Annotated in this window: 10 protein-coding genes; 4 read left to right on the top strand and 6 right to left on the bottom strand. The window is 56.7% G+C overall.

Features of this window, described 5'->3' with window-relative positions; genetic code table 11:
* Nucleotides 1-21 precede the first annotated feature (21 nt).
* The gene (locus QP027_RS11295; RefSeq protein WP_284824899.1) at nt 22-1,923 is read left to right on the top strand and encodes an acyl-CoA dehydrogenase family protein; all 1,902 of its coding nucleotides are present in this window, start codon (nt 22-24) and stop codon (nt 1,921-1,923) included.
* Nucleotides 1,924-1,989: 66 nt separating this feature from the next.
* Here QP027_RS11295 and QP027_RS11290 read toward each other — a convergent pair whose 3' ends face one another.
* A complete protein-coding gene (locus QP027_RS11290) occupies nt 1,990-2,394 on the bottom strand; it encodes a YbaN family protein (protein ID WP_284824897.1) in 405 nt (134 codons plus the stop codon).
* Nucleotides 2,395-2,468: 74 nt separating this feature from the next.
* Here QP027_RS11290 and QP027_RS11285 point away from each other — a divergent pair, with 74 nt between their 5' ends.
* The 3 genes from QP027_RS11285 (at nt 2,469) to QP027_RS11275 (ending at nt 3,740) form a co-directional block, all read left to right on the top strand.
* Nucleotides 2,469-2,813 (top strand): hypothetical protein, encoded by a 345-nt coding sequence (locus QP027_RS11285; protein ID WP_284824895.1) that lies wholly within the window; start codon nt 2,469-2,471, stop codon nt 2,811-2,813.
* Nucleotides 2,814-2,883: 70 nt separating this feature from the next.
* Nucleotides 2,884-3,084, top strand: a complete 201-nt coding sequence (locus tag QP027_RS11280; protein WP_284824893.1) for a DUF4177 domain-containing protein — start codon at nt 2,884-2,886, stop codon at nt 3,082-3,084.
* Between the two features lie 89 nt (nt 3,085-3,173).
* A complete protein-coding gene (locus tag QP027_RS11275) occupies nt 3,174-3,740 on the top strand; it encodes a hypothetical protein (RefSeq protein ID WP_284824891.1) in 567 nt (188 codons plus the stop codon).
* A 575-nt stretch (nt 3,741-4,315) separates the two neighbouring features.
* On the opposite strand, the gene QP027_RS11270 is transcribed toward QP027_RS11275, so the two are convergent.
* From QP027_RS11270 to QP027_RS11250, 5 genes are all read right to left on the bottom strand, one after another.
* A complete protein-coding gene (locus QP027_RS11270; RefSeq protein ID WP_284824890.1) occupies nt 4,316-4,519 on the bottom strand; it encodes a cold-shock protein in 204 nt (67 codons plus the stop codon).
* Between the two features lie 588 nt (nt 4,520-5,107).
* Complete coding sequence (locus tag QP027_RS11265; RefSeq protein WP_284824888.1) at nt 5,108-7,156, bottom strand: DEAD/DEAH box helicase; 2,049 nt, start codon at nt 7,154-7,156, stop codon at nt 5,108-5,110.
* A gap of 48 nt (nt 7,157-7,204) precedes the next feature.
* Nucleotides 7,205-8,488, bottom strand: a complete 1,284-nt coding sequence (gene brxD / locus QP027_RS11260) for a BREX system ATP-binding protein BrxD (protein WP_284824886.1) — start codon at nt 8,486-8,488, stop codon at nt 7,205-7,207.
* Nucleotides 8,488-11,196, bottom strand: a complete 2,709-nt coding sequence (pglZ, locus tag QP027_RS11255) for a BREX-2 system phosphatase PglZ (protein ID WP_284824884.1) — start codon at nt 11,194-11,196, stop codon at nt 8,488-8,490. The genes brxD and pglZ overlap by 1 nt, the downstream gene beginning before the upstream one ends.
* Before the next feature lie 3 nt (nt 11,197-11,199).
* Nucleotides 11,200-15,018 (bottom strand): DUF6079 family protein, encoded by a 3,819-nt coding sequence (locus QP027_RS11250; protein ID WP_284824882.1) that lies wholly within the window; start codon nt 15,016-15,018, stop codon nt 11,200-11,202.
* Nucleotide 15,019 lies beyond the last annotated feature (1 nt).

The raw sequence follows: 15,019 nt of genomic DNA, 5'->3' as shown, positions 1-15,019 counted from the left end.
ACCACGAACAAGGAGACCACCATGTCTATGCACGGACCAGCCCTGCGCAACGCCCTCGACGGCGAGTACCACCAGATCAAGCAACACTTCCGCACGGCATTGACCCCGGATATCGTTGTCCGCCCCCACGATCAAACGATGGCGGAAGCTCGCCAGTGGGCGCTCGATAGCCTGTACAAGCTTTCCGAAATTGGCTACAGCAAGGTAGGCATCCCAGAAGGCTTTGGCGACGACCAACCATTGTCCTACTCCATCGCCGCCTTTGAGGTACTCGCAATGGGCGACCTCTCCCTCACCGTGAAAAGTGGCGTGCAACAGGGCCTGTTCGGCGGTGCCATCATGAATCTAGGTAACGACGAACAGAAACAGAAGTGGATGCCCGGTGTGCTCAACATGGAGGTCCCCGGCTGCTACGGCATGACCGAGCTAGGACGTGGCTCCGATGTACAGAGTCTAGAAACCACGATCACCTACATCCCCGACGCAGACGAGTTCGAAATCCACACCCCCAACGAGGATGCCCGCAAGGCATATATCGGCAACGCCGCCGAGCACGGCCAGTTGGCTGCGATCTTCGGCAAACTCATGGTCGGCGGCGAAGACCACGGTGTGCACTGCATCATCGTGCCCATTCGCGACGAGTCCGGCAACGCACTCGCTGGCGTCACTCTGGGCGATCACGGCTTGAAGGGCGGCTTGCTGGGCGTGGATAACGGAACAATCGCCTTTGATCACGTGCGTGTTCCGCGCGGAAACTTGCTGAACCGCTATGGCACAGTTGACGACGACGGCAACTACCACTCCCCGATTGAGCACCCCGGCAAGCGTTTCTACACCACCTTGTCCACCTTGGTCCGCGGTCGCATTTCCGTCGGCGGAGCAGCATCGTCCGCGGCACGACGAGGACTTACCATTGCCGCACGCCACGCATTGAGTCGAACTCAATTCTCTAAAACCACCGGCGAACCAGTGACCATCATGGAGTACCAGGCGCACCAAAAGAAGCTCATGCCGGCGCTTGCCCAGGCCTACGCCTTCGGATTTGCCCAAAACCGTCTCACCAGGCACTTCCAGGAAGTCCGCGACGGTGCCGACGAGAAAACCACCCGCGAGCTCGAGTCCCGCGCCGCCGGACTCAAGGCCGTGCAAACCCGCTGGGCCAACGACACCCTGCAGATGTGTCGCGAAGCCTGCGGCGGATATGGTTACATGTCCGAAAACGGTCTGACCACATTGCGTGGGGATGCCGACGTCTTCGCCACCTTCGAAGGCGACAACACCGTGCTTTTCCAATTGGTCGGTCGCGCGCTGCTCGCCGAGTTTCAATCGAGCTGGAAAGACTTAGATATGTTGGAAGCTGCACGCCGTTCTGCATCACTCGTCGGCAATCGCCTCATTGAACGTACCACCGCCCCGTCCACCATCGATCGCCTGATCACGCTGGCACAACGCAAAAAGGGCGACGAGGTACTGCTTGCTCGCGGCTGGCAGGTGGAAATGCTGGAGTTTCGTGAAAAACGCATCGTCGAAGCTCTAGGCATGCGCATGCGTGACGTGCTGAAACTGCCTAAAGAGGAACAATTCGAAGGCTTCAACGCATGCCAGAACCACTTGATCGCCGCAGCGAAGGCGCACATGGACCGCATCGTCCTCGAGGCGTTCATCGACGGCATCAGCGAAACCCCCGAAGGCCCCGCCCGCGACCTGTTGATCAAGCTTTGCGACCTCTACGCGCTCACCACCATCCGCGGGCACCGCGCATGGTTCCTGGAGCGCGGCCAGTTCGATGGCGCCCGCTCCCGCACGCTCACCGCCATCGTGGAGCGATTGAGCAAGGAGCTCACCGACAACGTCGAGGACATCGTCGAAGGCCTGGGTGTTCCCGAGGAGTGGCTGAACTCGAAGATCGCCGAGCGCCCATAGCTATCCGCTTATCGACGACCACCTGGGCTGGTCTATCCCCCGGGGTCAACTGTCTCCAGGAATGGTTCACCTCAGCGCGTCATCCTCCACGGCACCCACCACTACCGGAGTCTTCTGTGGCCGCGGTGCCAGGGTGACAATGTGAATCGTGACCCCCACGGCGATAAGCGGCAGGATGATCCACGTGATGGTCTTCCCGATCAGCCACGCCGAAACCAGAATGCCCACCCACAGCAATGCCAGCGTGCGCACTTTGTGCCCCAGAGTCATGGTGCCGTTGTAGTAGTTGGCGATGTACGTACCGAACACACGATGGTTCACCAGATATGTGTGAAGCCGCGTGGAGCTGCGGGCAAAGCAATAGGTACTCAGCAGCAGAAACGGCGTGGTCGGCAGGATCGGCAACACAATCCCCAATGCGCCGAGGGCCAGCGAGAGGATGCCCACGGCAATCAGGAACGGTCGCAACATACCCGCCACTATACAACTAAAGTTTGAGCCAACGCCGGTCGCAGCCTTAGCGCCGGACGATTATCGTAGGGGCCATGACCAAGCCCTATGAAGTGGACTACGCCTGGCTAGCAACTGACGCTCCGGGTAATGACGGCTCATCGGCCACAGTGCGCATGACCGTCACTGGAGATAGCGCGCGCCAAGGCGTGATGACCTGGTTCGACGATCTCCCGATGGATGATCTCCGCGTACGCGGCCGCGACGGATGGATGGTCAAAGAAATCCAGTGGAATGAAACCAAGGTCATCGTCGACATCACCTCGGGCGGTCAGCACGTTGCCGACGGGATCGCCGCCGGTACAACCGAGGCCTTTGAAATTCTCGAGCCCCTTGGGCTAGATCTCACCTGGGAGCAGCTCCCCCGCGACTCGATCTAGGGCTTACTGAACGCGACTCAATAGATTTCGCAGCCAGTCCGAACCAACGCCGCGAGGTATCCTGGGATGCATGGACAATCACCCAGAATACAAAGTCGTCGAAGTGCGCGAGGGCCTAGTCGGCGACAAAATCAACGCGAAAAAACTGGAAAAGATCCTCAACGATCACGCCAAGGACGGCTGGAAGTACAAATCAATGACCTCCGCCAGTGTCAAAGGGCGGATTGGACCAGGCGGAACCGACGGGCTTATCATCGTCTTTGAAAAATAATTGCTTATCGACGAGTCTCGGGACACCAACTCGACTAGATTATAGGTTGACGCGTTAAGTAGTAAATATTTTCCTGTAGAAAGCTTGTCATGAAACGTCTGCTGTCCCTCGCTACGGCCGTACTTCTTTCAGCGGGGCTGTATGCGTGTACGCCTGCAAAGTCGTTTCATATCCAGCCTGAGCTGACGACACCGAGCACCACGTCCTCTGCACCCACGATCGCCGAAAAGCTGTACAAGAAGGGCGACCTCATCGAGGTGCCCTGTTCTGAGACGGATGACAACACATGCATGACGGTTCGGCTTGTCGATATTGATCCCAATGCGCGATGCGTGACTCCGGACGGTATAGCAGCGCCCCGGTTCGTCTCTTTGCACTTGAATGCCACGATGCCCCAGTCCGCAGACTCGACATTCGTCTCCCCTTTTGATTCGAACCCTTGGATGGAGTCAACTGCAGGACAACTTGGGCCGGCGGTTGAATCGATTGATTGCCAGGGCGGGGAAAACATTGTTCAACTCATGAAAGAGTTTCCTGGAAAGTCCGTCGAAGGCCACGCGTTCATTGCCGTCCCGGTGAATTCCGATGCTGTCTTGTTCAGAATCAGCACAAACGAGTACGTCAAGATTGACATTTCTGCTCCTGCGGACAAATGAAGCACCGAACAATTCGTCCATCTGAGGGATCCTTATCTGTTGCGACGGTGCCTTGGTTTTCCAGGGGGAAGAAACTGTTGCGGACGAACGCCCATCGCATAGAGCGCGGCAACGGTTGGGAAGCCCGTTTTGTGGTCGACGACGTTTGTCCGAACTAGAAGCTCGTCATGATCCCTGGTTGTGTGCGTTGACTAACTAGGTACAGTTCTTCCTGTTCACCGAGCTTGTAGTCCCCTTCTCCGGACCGAGTCAAGGCCGGGCCAAATTCTCCAACACGAAACGGGCGTAAGTCTGAGGGCTGCGGGGGAATGACACATGCAACCGCATCTTTCCCATTAATGGACTCGATTTCTACTGCTCCGAGTTGAACTGCACGATGGATTCGCTCGCGAGCTTTTGCAGCTGCTCCCGCGGCGAGTCCTGGAAGTACATTGCAATGTATATTGCACTGCAATGAATTGAAACGAAAATGCAATGTACTTTGAAATGTATCTTGCGAGTAGTCGCCTTCGCTGTCGAACGAAAAGACCGCCACACCAAATGGTGTAGCGGTTAGTTCTTGGTAGCGGGTTAGCTTAGATAGCTAGGACCTGCTGTGCCTGTGGGCCCTTGGCGCTTTCGCCGATCTCGAATTCGACCTGCTGGCCTTCTTTCAGGTTGCGGTAACCGCCACCCTGGATTTCGGAGAAGTGAACGAACACGTCTTCGGTTCCGTCGTTAGGAGCGATGAAGCCGAAGCCCTTGTCGCCGTTGAACCATTTCACAGTACCCTGTGTCATAAAAATACCTTTGTTTCTTTGAGGTGTTACTACGAGCAGAAGCATGATTAACTTCTACTGCGAGTCGTTTGAACTCCACGACTTTCAAAAACCTCTGCAACAGTGTGCTTAAAGCTTTTCAAACCGGAGCCCGCGTAAAAATTACCTGCGAGCGAATAAACCAATAAACACTGTGCAATAAAACCGCGACTGATGACCAGTGTGTCACAGATCTGGTGGTTTGGCTAGTGGCGGAGAGAAATCTGCGTAGAAACCGCAGGCTAAACTTCCTTTTACGGCGAGGAAAAGCACACTAAGGGTGATCATTGCACTTTAAAGCAATGCGTTTAAATCCGAGGATGACTTTTCCGTTAGTGCCTGGGGTAGATGTTGGTTTCACGGTTGGCACCGAGTCCCTCGGCGTGAGAGGTAGTGAGACACTTCTGCGTACTCCTAGACTTCAGACTGCGTTTGTCATGAGGTATGGGTATGGAATGGTTGGGCATTGTGCCATTGAACATGTTGAAGTGTCCTGGGGTTTGTTCCTAGGCATTTGCCTTGATTTCTATTACTTCTTGCTGTGAACCCAACTCGTCCCGACAATAGGACCTACTCCGTGACCAACCGGCGCCCCATTGTATGCGCCGCCCATGACATCGGCAACGCCGCGGAGAATTTCAACCCTCGCAGAGCATCAATACTGACCGATGGCAAGGGCCGCTCAGGAACGGGGATCTTTTCCCACTCCGAAACCCGCGCCTGCGCCTCAGCAGGCTGGACACCAGGTAGCAAACGTACCGACGCGTGATTCACCCGCTGCGAAGGATCTGCAAGCTGCGGGCCCAGCCCAGCACCAAAGGCTGCGATATAGGCACTGTTGTTCGCCCCTCCTGCCCAGGTGAACCATTCGAAGCCTTCGTCGGTTTCGACAAACACTGGTCCGGTCTCTGAAACTGTAGGACGGAAGTAGGCTCGTACGGAGGCTAGCGCCTCGGTTGCTCTTCCGGTTAGTGTGACCCCGTCTGGAACAACGCCTAACACGACGGATCTCATTCCTTGCGCGACTGCTTCACCGAAAGTTGGGCCGAGGAAGCCCCATTTTGCAATTCCTTTTTGTTCCGCAGGCTCGACATAGACGCGGCGGCGGCGCCAGTCGATGTTGTTGACCAGCCAATTACGTCCAGCCAGCGCTAGGACTAGAACGGCATTGTCCTCGGTGGCAGCTAAAATCCGATCTTCCACTGTCCCGATTTCCCTGCGCCCTTCATACACTGTGAAGATAGGGCTCGTCGAGAAGGCCGACAACAGTTCCATGAAATGCCGCCTGCCAAAGTTTGCCTCCGCGTTCTCTCCAATAAAGGCGTACGGGCCATCGACCTCCAGGAAACCCTCGTTGACCAAATAGTCCAAGATCTGGTCTGCATCCATTTCGAGGGAGACCTCGGACATCAGCGGTGTTGAGGCCCACAGAGTAGGCCAGTCATTCCTAATTATTGCCCCTCGATGTAGAGCTGCTGCGAGAAACTGCTGCACAGCCAAATGACGAGGCGCGGGTGGCGGGGTCACCGGCTCGACATAACCAGTTGACCATGCTGAGAGCATTCCAAGTGTTGCCAGTAGCTCGTCATCATCGGTAGCAATGAACAAGCAGTTACGGGTTGACCCAGAGCGGCGACCGGTGCGGCCCAGTCGTTGGAGGAAGGACGAAACGGTGCGCGGGGTCCCGATTTGAATGACTCTGTCGAGGTCGCCAACGTCAATACCAAGTTCGAGGGTTGAGGTGGCCACGATGAAGCAGTTGCGCGCTTCGGCAAAGGCTTGTTCGGAGCGTTTCCTTTCGCCGGCGCTTAACGACGAATGTGATAAGAATACAGTTTGTTTCTTTTCGCGGAGAGCTGCAGCAAGCTCCTCTGCTCGGCGGCGCGAATCGACGAAAACGAGTCTCTTCTCGCCCGCGTGGAGCAGCGACAACAGCTTTGCCACTTTGTTGAGGTCCTCGACGTAGTCAACGATGAGGTCAGCGGGGGCTGGCGTGCCTCCGATCGTCATGCCGGGAGCTATCACTGAGCCCACCCTGTTGGTGTGGCCGCCTTGCAACCAGTCCAGAAGGGTCTCGGGGTTTCCGACGGTTGCGGACATGCCGATGCGCTGCAGGGGCCTACCAACAGACGCTTCCAAGCGAGACAAGACGGCTGAGAGGTGCCAGCCTCGATCGTCGCCGGCGAAGGCATGGACCTCGTCGATGATCACAGCGTTTAGTCCGTGAAAGAGTTCGCTGTCGTCAACCCCGCGAGACACCATCATGGATTCCAGCGATTCTGGAGTAGTGAGAAGGATGTCGGGTCGTTCACGCACAATCCGTTTACGTTCGGACTGTCCGATATCGCCATGCCAGACGGCCACGCTGCGCCCAAGCCACGCTGCGTATTTTGAAAGGCGGGGGGCCAGGTTGTTTAGCAGGGCTTTCAAAGGGCACACGTAGATCACTGAGACTCCAGTCCACTCCTCTTGAGCCATACGAGTGAGAATAGGAAATGATGCTGCCTCAGTCTTTCCTCCTGCGGTCGGTGCCAGCAAAATAGCGTCCTCACCTGCGATGAGGGGTTCGACGGTGGCTTCTTGCAGAGGTCTCAGCCCTGGCCAACCCAGCGTGGACACGATGTGATGTTGGAGTACAGGGTGGAGGGAGTAGTAGCCAGCCATTGTCTAAAGCTCGATCTCGTCTGGGTCCACCTTGGGCACAACGCTTCCTTGAGCTGCAGCGCGCTCCGCATCTGAGAGGCTACCTTCAGGGATGGTGAAGGTGTAGTCTCGGCGCGGATCGAAATCTGGGTGTAGGTCAACCCGGTCCATAACGTCAATGAGGGTGCGGAGAAACTGGCGTGGCGCGATTCCTACGTGCCCACCCAACTCCCCAGCAACCATCGAGGCGAGATCGCCGACAAGGACATCGTCGACAACTTCGGCTACGCGGCTCGAATCTTCTGCATAGAGGTTGCGTACCCGGAATCCAACTTCCTTCAGCCGGTCCAAGTTGAAGGATCGAAGCCGAATTTGGGGCAGTCGAGGGTTATCCCAGCGTGGATTTCCACTGAAGTCAACACTGATTCGGGAATCTAACGGCGGCAGCCGTTTAATGCCCTCATTGCCCTCGAAGAATCCGGTTGTCCCTGTGATCAGAAGGTACATTCCGGGATACTGCCCACTATCGAGTTCGTCAATCCATTGGCGAAGGGCATTGAGTGCCTTTTCCCGGGTGTCGGAGCGCATCCGTTGGAGAGTCTCCACCTCGTCAAGCACAAGGATCAAGCCTTTGTGTCCGGAGCCACGCAGAACTTCAAGTAAGCCGCGGAAAAACCCCATTGCGGTGAAGTGGTCCAGCTCGGATTTCACGCCTGCCTTGCGTTTGATCGATGCCGCTACGGTGCGTTGTCCACCCAACCAGGCAGCCAATCCGTCTGCAGTAACCACATCATCTTCCTCAACCGCAGTGCGGTACCCTCGCAATGCTAAGGGGAACACTGGCGCAGCGGTCGCTACCGCATCTAATCGATCTTCCATCAGGTTTTCGGCATTCGCGCCAGATTCAGCTGCATCCATTTCGACCTGGTAGAGCCAGGCATCCAGCACGTTGCGGAAGGCCTGCCGAGGAAACGATGACGTCCTGAGTTCTTCTGTCGCTCGCCGGTACACCGTTTCTAGTTTGTGTAGCGGGGTTTCTAACTCGGAGATTTGAATCTCAGCGACCGCAAAACCGCGGCCTAACGCCAGCTGCTCAATCCACCGGGACGCGAAGGTTTTACCGGAGCCGTACTCGCCGCGGATGGCCTTAAACACGGCCCCACCGGCCTCAACACGTCCGAGCTCATCCTGGATGGTGTCTTCAAGGTGGTTTAGACCAACAGCCAGCTGATCAAGGCCTTCAGAGGGCACGGTTCCTCGTCGTAAAGCGTCGATGATGGCCGAGCGGCGGGCAGGGGAGAGCGACATTAGTTCCACTCTTTGATGCCAAACTGTTCGCATAACAGCTTAGCGTTGAGAACAATGTCATTGCCGTCGATGTACAAGACCTCTACGCCGTCCATGTTAACAACCTGTTGCAACTTGGATAAAGTGCCGCGGGCGATGACGTTCTTCATGCCGAAACGCTCGCGGAATGTGGCAACTGGCATGCGCCCGACGTGATCAGCAATGGCGAAAAGCATCTCACCGGCCTTATCGGGAGTGACACCAGAAACACTTTGAGTTCGCGCGCGGAAGTATTTGTCTTTAATAAGTGAGCGTGCCCACGGTGTAATCGGCCCATTCGCAGTACCAAAATCAAGGGCTTGCTGATTAGCGGGGACACTCTTACTGGCCGTATTCTGCGTCGGCGCAGGAGACGTAGTCGTGCCAGTGCGCGAGTCAGAAAGTATTGATCCTGGCTCTGGAATAGCCCACCACACAGGCACCTCAAGGTCATAGGAGACGGTGTGGTCTTCCAGTGCGTCGGAACGCGTGAGTAGCACGATGGGGACTACCAGCTCCTCCAGAGCAAGGCCACCGTGATAGCCCGCCTTTTTGGAGGTGTAGCGCACATCTTCATCGACGCCGAGGATGGCTTCGCCACCGGGGGCTAGGACGCGATTTCCACGAACAAACACCTCTCCCTCATTCGCTGTGTCACCGGTGGTGTCGCGCCAGCGGGCGGACTTCACGCTGCTTTCCACATTGGTCAGGTCGGCAGTGTGCCGCTCAACGATGTGGCCGTGGTCTGACACTAGTACTACTTCACGGCCTGCCTCAGCAGCCTCGTGCAGCAACGATGTGAGCCGGAATATCGAATCGATGGTCCAGATGCGAGACATGGGCTTGTCCTTGTCAAGGGCGTCGTCAATTGTGTTGAGTACCACTCCGACTAAGGGACGCTCGGATACATCTCGTACCGCTTCAACCACAGTGTCAAATGCCCCATCTACAGCGTCCTTATGGAAAAGCTCCGCACGCTGTGCACGGACCTCACTTCGCACGTTTGCGGAAAACCACGCTGTAAAGTTCTTCTTCTCATCGTGTTGGGTGCCAGCCACCAGAGCACCGGAGAGCAGACTGGTACGGGAAAACGTAGTCACCGTCGGCAACGTGGCCACGGCGGTGCGTAGCGCGCCACTATCTGGGTGAGCTACCTGCCACAGCCGCTGTTGGGTGATGTGCGAAACGATATCGTTGGCCGCCGCAGCGTTCATACCATCGAGAACGACGACCAACACCGGCCGCGACGCAGTGACCAGTGGCTTTACTATGGCTCCGAGTACGTCTTCTACACCCAAGACACCACCTGGGATGGGTGCCGTTGCGACTGCCGTGGACAGCGTCGCGGCCGCCTGGCGGTTCAGCGTTGCGCGCTGCTCCCGGCCATCTTCGGCGATTGCCCTCGTCACGTCGGTCAGCGCAGGGCGATTGCCACCGTCCCACGCGTGATTGACTGCCGAATCGAACCAGCTAAGCTCATCGCGGTAGCTCTCGAGGTAACCGGCCACGTCCCGCGGTTGTTCGCCAAAGCCACGCTTGGCATGGATCAGCAACCGCAGTGCAGCTTCGCTGGCTTGGCGGTCCCGGTCATCCAAGGTGGCGTTAACATGCCGCGTGAGCTGCTGATACCGGCTCAGCACCGAATCCATACCCTGGCCTATACGGGCATCATCGAGGCCGGAAGCCACGTAATCCGCCAGCAACCGATATGCGCCTGGGCACATTGTTGAACCGATGAGTATCCGAGGATTGTCAAAAGCACCTTCAGTCGTCGCTGTTCTCTCTGCTTCCGTTACGGCACGTTGCGCTGCGACATTGTGGCGGGCGAGCTTGGATGCTACGTCACACGCCGCGTCTGCCCACCTTTCCAAATCTTTTGTGGCGGGTGTACTGGTCAAGCCAACTAGGTGGCGGAAGTTCACGGCGTCCGATTGTTCCGCAACGCCGAACTGCCCGGCACGCACTACCATTTCCGCGATCAGCCCGAATTCTACGAGTCGTGAAGGGCCCTGCTGGGTAAGCAGTGTGGCCACCAGCGTTGCAGCATCACCTAAGTCACGCTGAAGCTGCGACATCGCAGCCTCGCGCACCGCTTCGCTTAAGGTATGCGCAGCGTATGCCCACACCGCTGACGCGCCATCAGTGAGGCTCCATGACAATATGTCACGGATGCTCGTAGGATACGCGCCACCTATCAGAGAGCGGATGATCTGCCGGTTGACGTGTTGGTGATCCAGCAGTCCGGCACCTGCGGCCTCCACTGGAGGTGCGCTTTCCCTGGTGAGAAAGGTAATTATCCCTTGAATATCGCGTGTATCCTCAACGATTCCACGTCGTTGGCGGGTTGCACTGAAAAGCTGTCGCAGACGAGAGGATCCATCCACCCGAATAATGTTGCGACGGGTTAAGGCATCGGCGACATCAAGCGGTACTTGATCATCACGCAAGGGCGTAACGACGATCGATGCGTAGTTCTGTTCACGCTTTTCAGCGAAATCTTTCACGAAGTAGCGCAGTGCTAAAGGAGTTGCAGCGTACCGAACATGCACGGTTTTACTCTCGGGACCGAGCTGCTCCCCAACCCCTGGGTCCTCGCTGGAGTGAACCAACACCAGCGGGTGAGTATGGCCTTTCCCGATGAAGTCCTGGGCGATTTTCCTCAGATCGCCTGCAGAGATGGTGGCGTTCATGGTTTAGTCCCCCAGCCACTCCACAATGATGCGGTACTTTCCTGTCCGCTTTCCTAATTCATTCTTGACCTGAGTCAGGGCATCGTCGATGCCGGTGGCACCCTCAGACGGGAACACACGGCGGTTTGAGTCCTCCACAACGAAATCCTGCTTCGGCCCCGGGCCTGGCGGCGGAGTTTCAACCGGGTCTGGATTTGGACGTGCATTCACATGTCCCCGGATCCACTCGTCCAGTCCAGCTTTGAACTTACGCACCGTAGTGGCAATTGGGACAGCCATCTCATGCTGCCCAACACCGAGAGCCAGCGCCGCAATGATCTGCTGTGCCGTCTCATCCTTGTCCCGTGCTCCGAGCAGCATGCTGAATTGGGATGCTAACATGCCCTGCAGCAACTCGCCAACCTGCTCACGCACTTCGCTCACACTGGTCAGCGCCATCATTGTTTCTTGGCGGGTTGCGCCCCAGTTGCTTTCTCCCTGTTCTTTGACTGTGCCGAGCACTTCTACCATCCCCAGGGCGTTGAGCCGTTGGTTGTGTAGTGCAGAGAGTAAGTCATTGAGTTTGTCATTCAAGGCCACACGGTTCGACGACCCACCCGCCTGCATCTTGATAGTAAGCTGGTTCAGTTCAACCGCCAATCCTTGGATGGGACCACGATACTCCTCGACAAACTCGTTCACCTTCTCCAGGAAGGTGGCCAAGTTAGCGCCCGTACGGTGCTTCGGGTGATCCTTTCCAGAGAGCAATGCAAACATCTCTAGCGCGTTGTCCCACTGCTGCTGATCCGGCAGCTTCACCGGGCGCAGCTCCACAGACTTCTTAATCTCGCCGATTGAAGGTGGGTGCGGCATCTGGATGTCAGACTGGTACCAAGACCGGTTCTTCAGCGCAGCCCATGCGCCTACGAAAAAATTAATCACGTCATTGGTGAGGCCACGGTTCAGGCTTAGTTTGCGGATGGCCTCTTGAATCGGTTGGACACCCAGGTCACCGTCAACATTGAACCCGTCGGTGCGCAGTGCCTGGTCGATGTCCGACAACACGCTTTGCGCTGTATCCGCGGTGAAGATCACGTGTGTCTCATACACATCGGCTAAATGCAGTGGGTTCAAGATGGCACGGACGATACGCCGGTCCTCACGTGGGATCTCCACACGACCATCTGGGCTTATCACGGCTTCGCGCAGTAGGTTCAAGACTTTGTTGAAGTCACTTGTCCTGATCACCGTGTTTACATCGAACTTCGGGTGGTCCGGGTAGCGCTGTTCGAAGGCCTTCTCTATAAGTCGGTTCACGGCCTCGTGCATATCGGAACCAATCGGCTTGCTCACCGTTATGGCGGGGTCGAGGCTCTTCACTGGCTCTTGATCCACCCCGAAGTCCGCTCCAGCACTAACCCCGTAGGCGACACGGATCTGCCTGCCCAACTCTTCGGAGAGATTATGTTTGTAATCCTTCAGGGTAGATTCCACTGCTTGGACCTGATCTTGGGGAATACGCTGAGTGTTGTCTCTAAGGCCGGTCGGAGTAGTCACGTATTCTGCAATGACCAAGTCACCGAGTTTGCGCATCTGCTGGCTGTCAAAGAACTGTGGCAACCAGGCTACGGTGAAGCGGTCACGGCTGCCGTCAGCAATGAGGGCATCGATTCGGCGGTGGTCTTCGGCAACGGTGTGGCCCTCCTGATCGAACGGATAATCCACCACGATGCGCAAAGCGTCATAACCACTGGGCCGGAAGGAATCGTCCGGCATGTCCTTGGGGTCACGCACGTTGCCGAAGATGACTTCGACGTTCCGGGATGTACCCCGCCAGGTAAACGGACGCAGATAGGCTTGGTCCATGCCCTGGCTGGTACCGCTTACGCCGAATGCCTCCATCAAGTCAGTACGGATGCGCTCCTTGCGCTTTGCCGGGGTGTCGTGGGAGCGCGCTGAGTCCAGTACTTCCTTCCACGGCACGTCGTTGAGGACCAGGCTAATCTGAGGGTCGTTGGAACCCTTCTCCACCTGGATTTCTGGCAGGTCGGTGGCCCAACGCTGCACTGTTTGCAGGACTTGGCCTACAGTGTCAGACTCGAATAGCGTGGCCATCGTGCCATGATTCAGGTTGGCTAGCCGGCGCGCGGTGAGGTTTTTCAGAGACGCCACTTGGGGTGCTAGGGCGGAAAGCACCAGGGTCTTACCCAATCGGATATCAGCCAACGTGGAGCGATCTAACTCCTCGTCCGTTGTCTTCGGGTCTAAGTTGTGGTTGGCCAGGATGGTTGGCCGCATGCGCGTGTTCCAAAACTCACGGCCCTCGGCGAAACGCTGGGAAGCGGAGTCGTTTGTACTGTCTGAACCCGTGACAAGGAAGTTGAAAGCATCTCCCACGGGAATCACGTTGCCGATTGTTCCTGTGCTGCGCTTGGCGATGAGCAGGTTTTCCATAACCTTGAGCGCCGTTCTCTCACGCTGCATTACGGAGGACAGGTTGATAAGCGTATCGACGAGCGCTGGTGAGAACGGGTAGGTCAGCTTGAACTGCTCCATTGTGGAGGCAGATTCTTCAACACCGAGGTTCTCTCCGTTGAGCAACACCTGGATCACGTCTGGCTTCAATTGCAAGTCAGAAAAGGCAGTATCGAGTTGCTGTTCTGCCAGTGCGTTCTTGGGTTCTAAGAGTCGCTTGTGGGCGATTTCTGGGAGGTTACTGTTGCCCAGGTGAATCTTGTTGAATCGACCTTCTTGGTGGGCGAACGCTTGCTTGCGCATGGACTGATCGGAACCTGCGGCCTCAGTCGTTGCAGCCCACGCAGCCAGGTTTTTCTGGCGGGCAATAAATGAAACTAGTGGGATCTGAAGCTTTCCGGCCTCGCTTTCCACGAACAGCGTAAGCTTCTGCGATTCATCCAAGAATTGTTCGGATGATGGCGTCATAAACATCAGCCACAGGATCAGCTCATCGAGGTACAACACAACCGCGTCATAGCCCAAACCAGCCGCGTGGTCTGTGATCCGCTTCAAGCCCTCAGCCAGAGGAACCCAGTTGGAGCCACTCGAGTGAGAGGTGAACAACGTAGCACTCAAGGCGGTCGAGAGTTCTTGGCGTTTCGCAAGGTCATCAGTACGCACAGCAGCCTCGAAGGAAACAGCATCCCATTTCCCTGCGCCACCAACAGCTCCCCCGGTTACTCGATTAGCGAAGCTCCCAATGTCAAAGCCACCCGTGGCCCCTGCATCATCCCCAACCGATACACTAGAGTCATCCCGGTTCAGCGCTGCAAAGAACGCCGCATCCCCCATTGTCTCCCGCAGGTTCTGTGCGTCACGGAACAGCTCGGCATCGGAATGCAAAGCAGGTAGCGCCACACCGGGGTGAAACTTTTCCATCTGTTTGATGTAGGACCCGAAGACGGTGCCCTCAATCGTCGTTGACCCCAAAAAGTGGAACGTGAGCTGAAGGTAGTTCTTCTTTACAAGGTCCTCGTTGCTCACGATGAGGTCTTGCAGTTCCCGGACGGCCCGTGCCTCTGGGTAATTGGCCAGGATGGCGTACAGGACTGCCATGAAGTGGGACTTACCAGAGCCGAAGGAGCCGTCCAGGTAGGTGCCCTGGTTGTTGCCGGTGTCCAGCGCGTTGCGCACATACCCGAGTGCCTGCTTCAAGTTGGCTGCGATGGAATCTGTGACCACGTACGTGTCCAGAGTCTGCTGGATCCGTTCCGGTGCGACGGATTGGGACAACTTGAGAACGAAGGTGTCGCCTTGCGTTTCGGGAATAGTGAAGACTTCTTCGAACTTGGGCGCGGAGTTGCTGCCGGGAAGCGTGAAAGCCATC

The organism is Corynebacterium breve, assembly GCF_030252165.1.
Lineage (GTDB): Bacteria > Actinomycetota > Actinomycetes > Mycobacteriales > Mycobacteriaceae > Corynebacterium > Corynebacterium breve.
The sequence above is the reverse complement of the archived record's forward strand: the minus strand, read 5'-3'. Positions and strand labels throughout refer to the sequence as shown.

Excerpts from the sequence above, each read along its gene's own strand:
- pglZ (WP_284824884.1), bottom strand. The coding sequence starts at position 11,196 with ATGAACGCCACCATCTCTGCAGGCGATCTGAGGAAAATCGCCCAGGAC.
- QP027_RS11250 (WP_284824882.1), bottom strand. The coding sequence starts at position 15,018 with ATGGCTTTCACGCTTCCCGGCAGCAACTCCGCGCCCAAGTTCGAAGAA.
- QP027_RS11285 (WP_284824895.1), top strand. The coding sequence starts at position 2,469 with ATGACCAAGCCCTATGAAGTGGACTACGCCTGGCTAGCAACTGACGCT.
- QP027_RS11280 (WP_284824893.1), top strand. The coding sequence starts at position 2,884 with ATGGACAATCACCCAGAATACAAAGTCGTCGAAGTGCGCGAGGGCCTA.
- QP027_RS11290 (WP_284824897.1), bottom strand. The coding sequence starts at position 2,394 with ATGTTGCGACCGTTCCTGATTGCCGTGGGCATCCTCTCGCTGGCCCTC.
- QP027_RS11270 (WP_284824890.1), bottom strand. The coding sequence starts at position 4,519 with ATGACACAGGGTACTGTGAAATGGTTCAACGGCGACAAGGGCTTCGGC.
- brxD (WP_284824886.1), bottom strand. The coding sequence starts at position 8,488 with ATGTCGCTCTCCCCTGCCCGCCGCTCGGCCATCATCGACGCTTTACGA.
- QP027_RS11295 (WP_284824899.1), top strand. The coding sequence starts at position 22 with ATGTCTATGCACGGACCAGCCCTGCGCAACGCCCTCGACGGCGAGTAC.
- QP027_RS11275 (WP_284824891.1), top strand. The coding sequence starts at position 3,174 with ATGAAACGTCTGCTGTCCCTCGCTACGGCCGTACTTCTTTCAGCGGGG.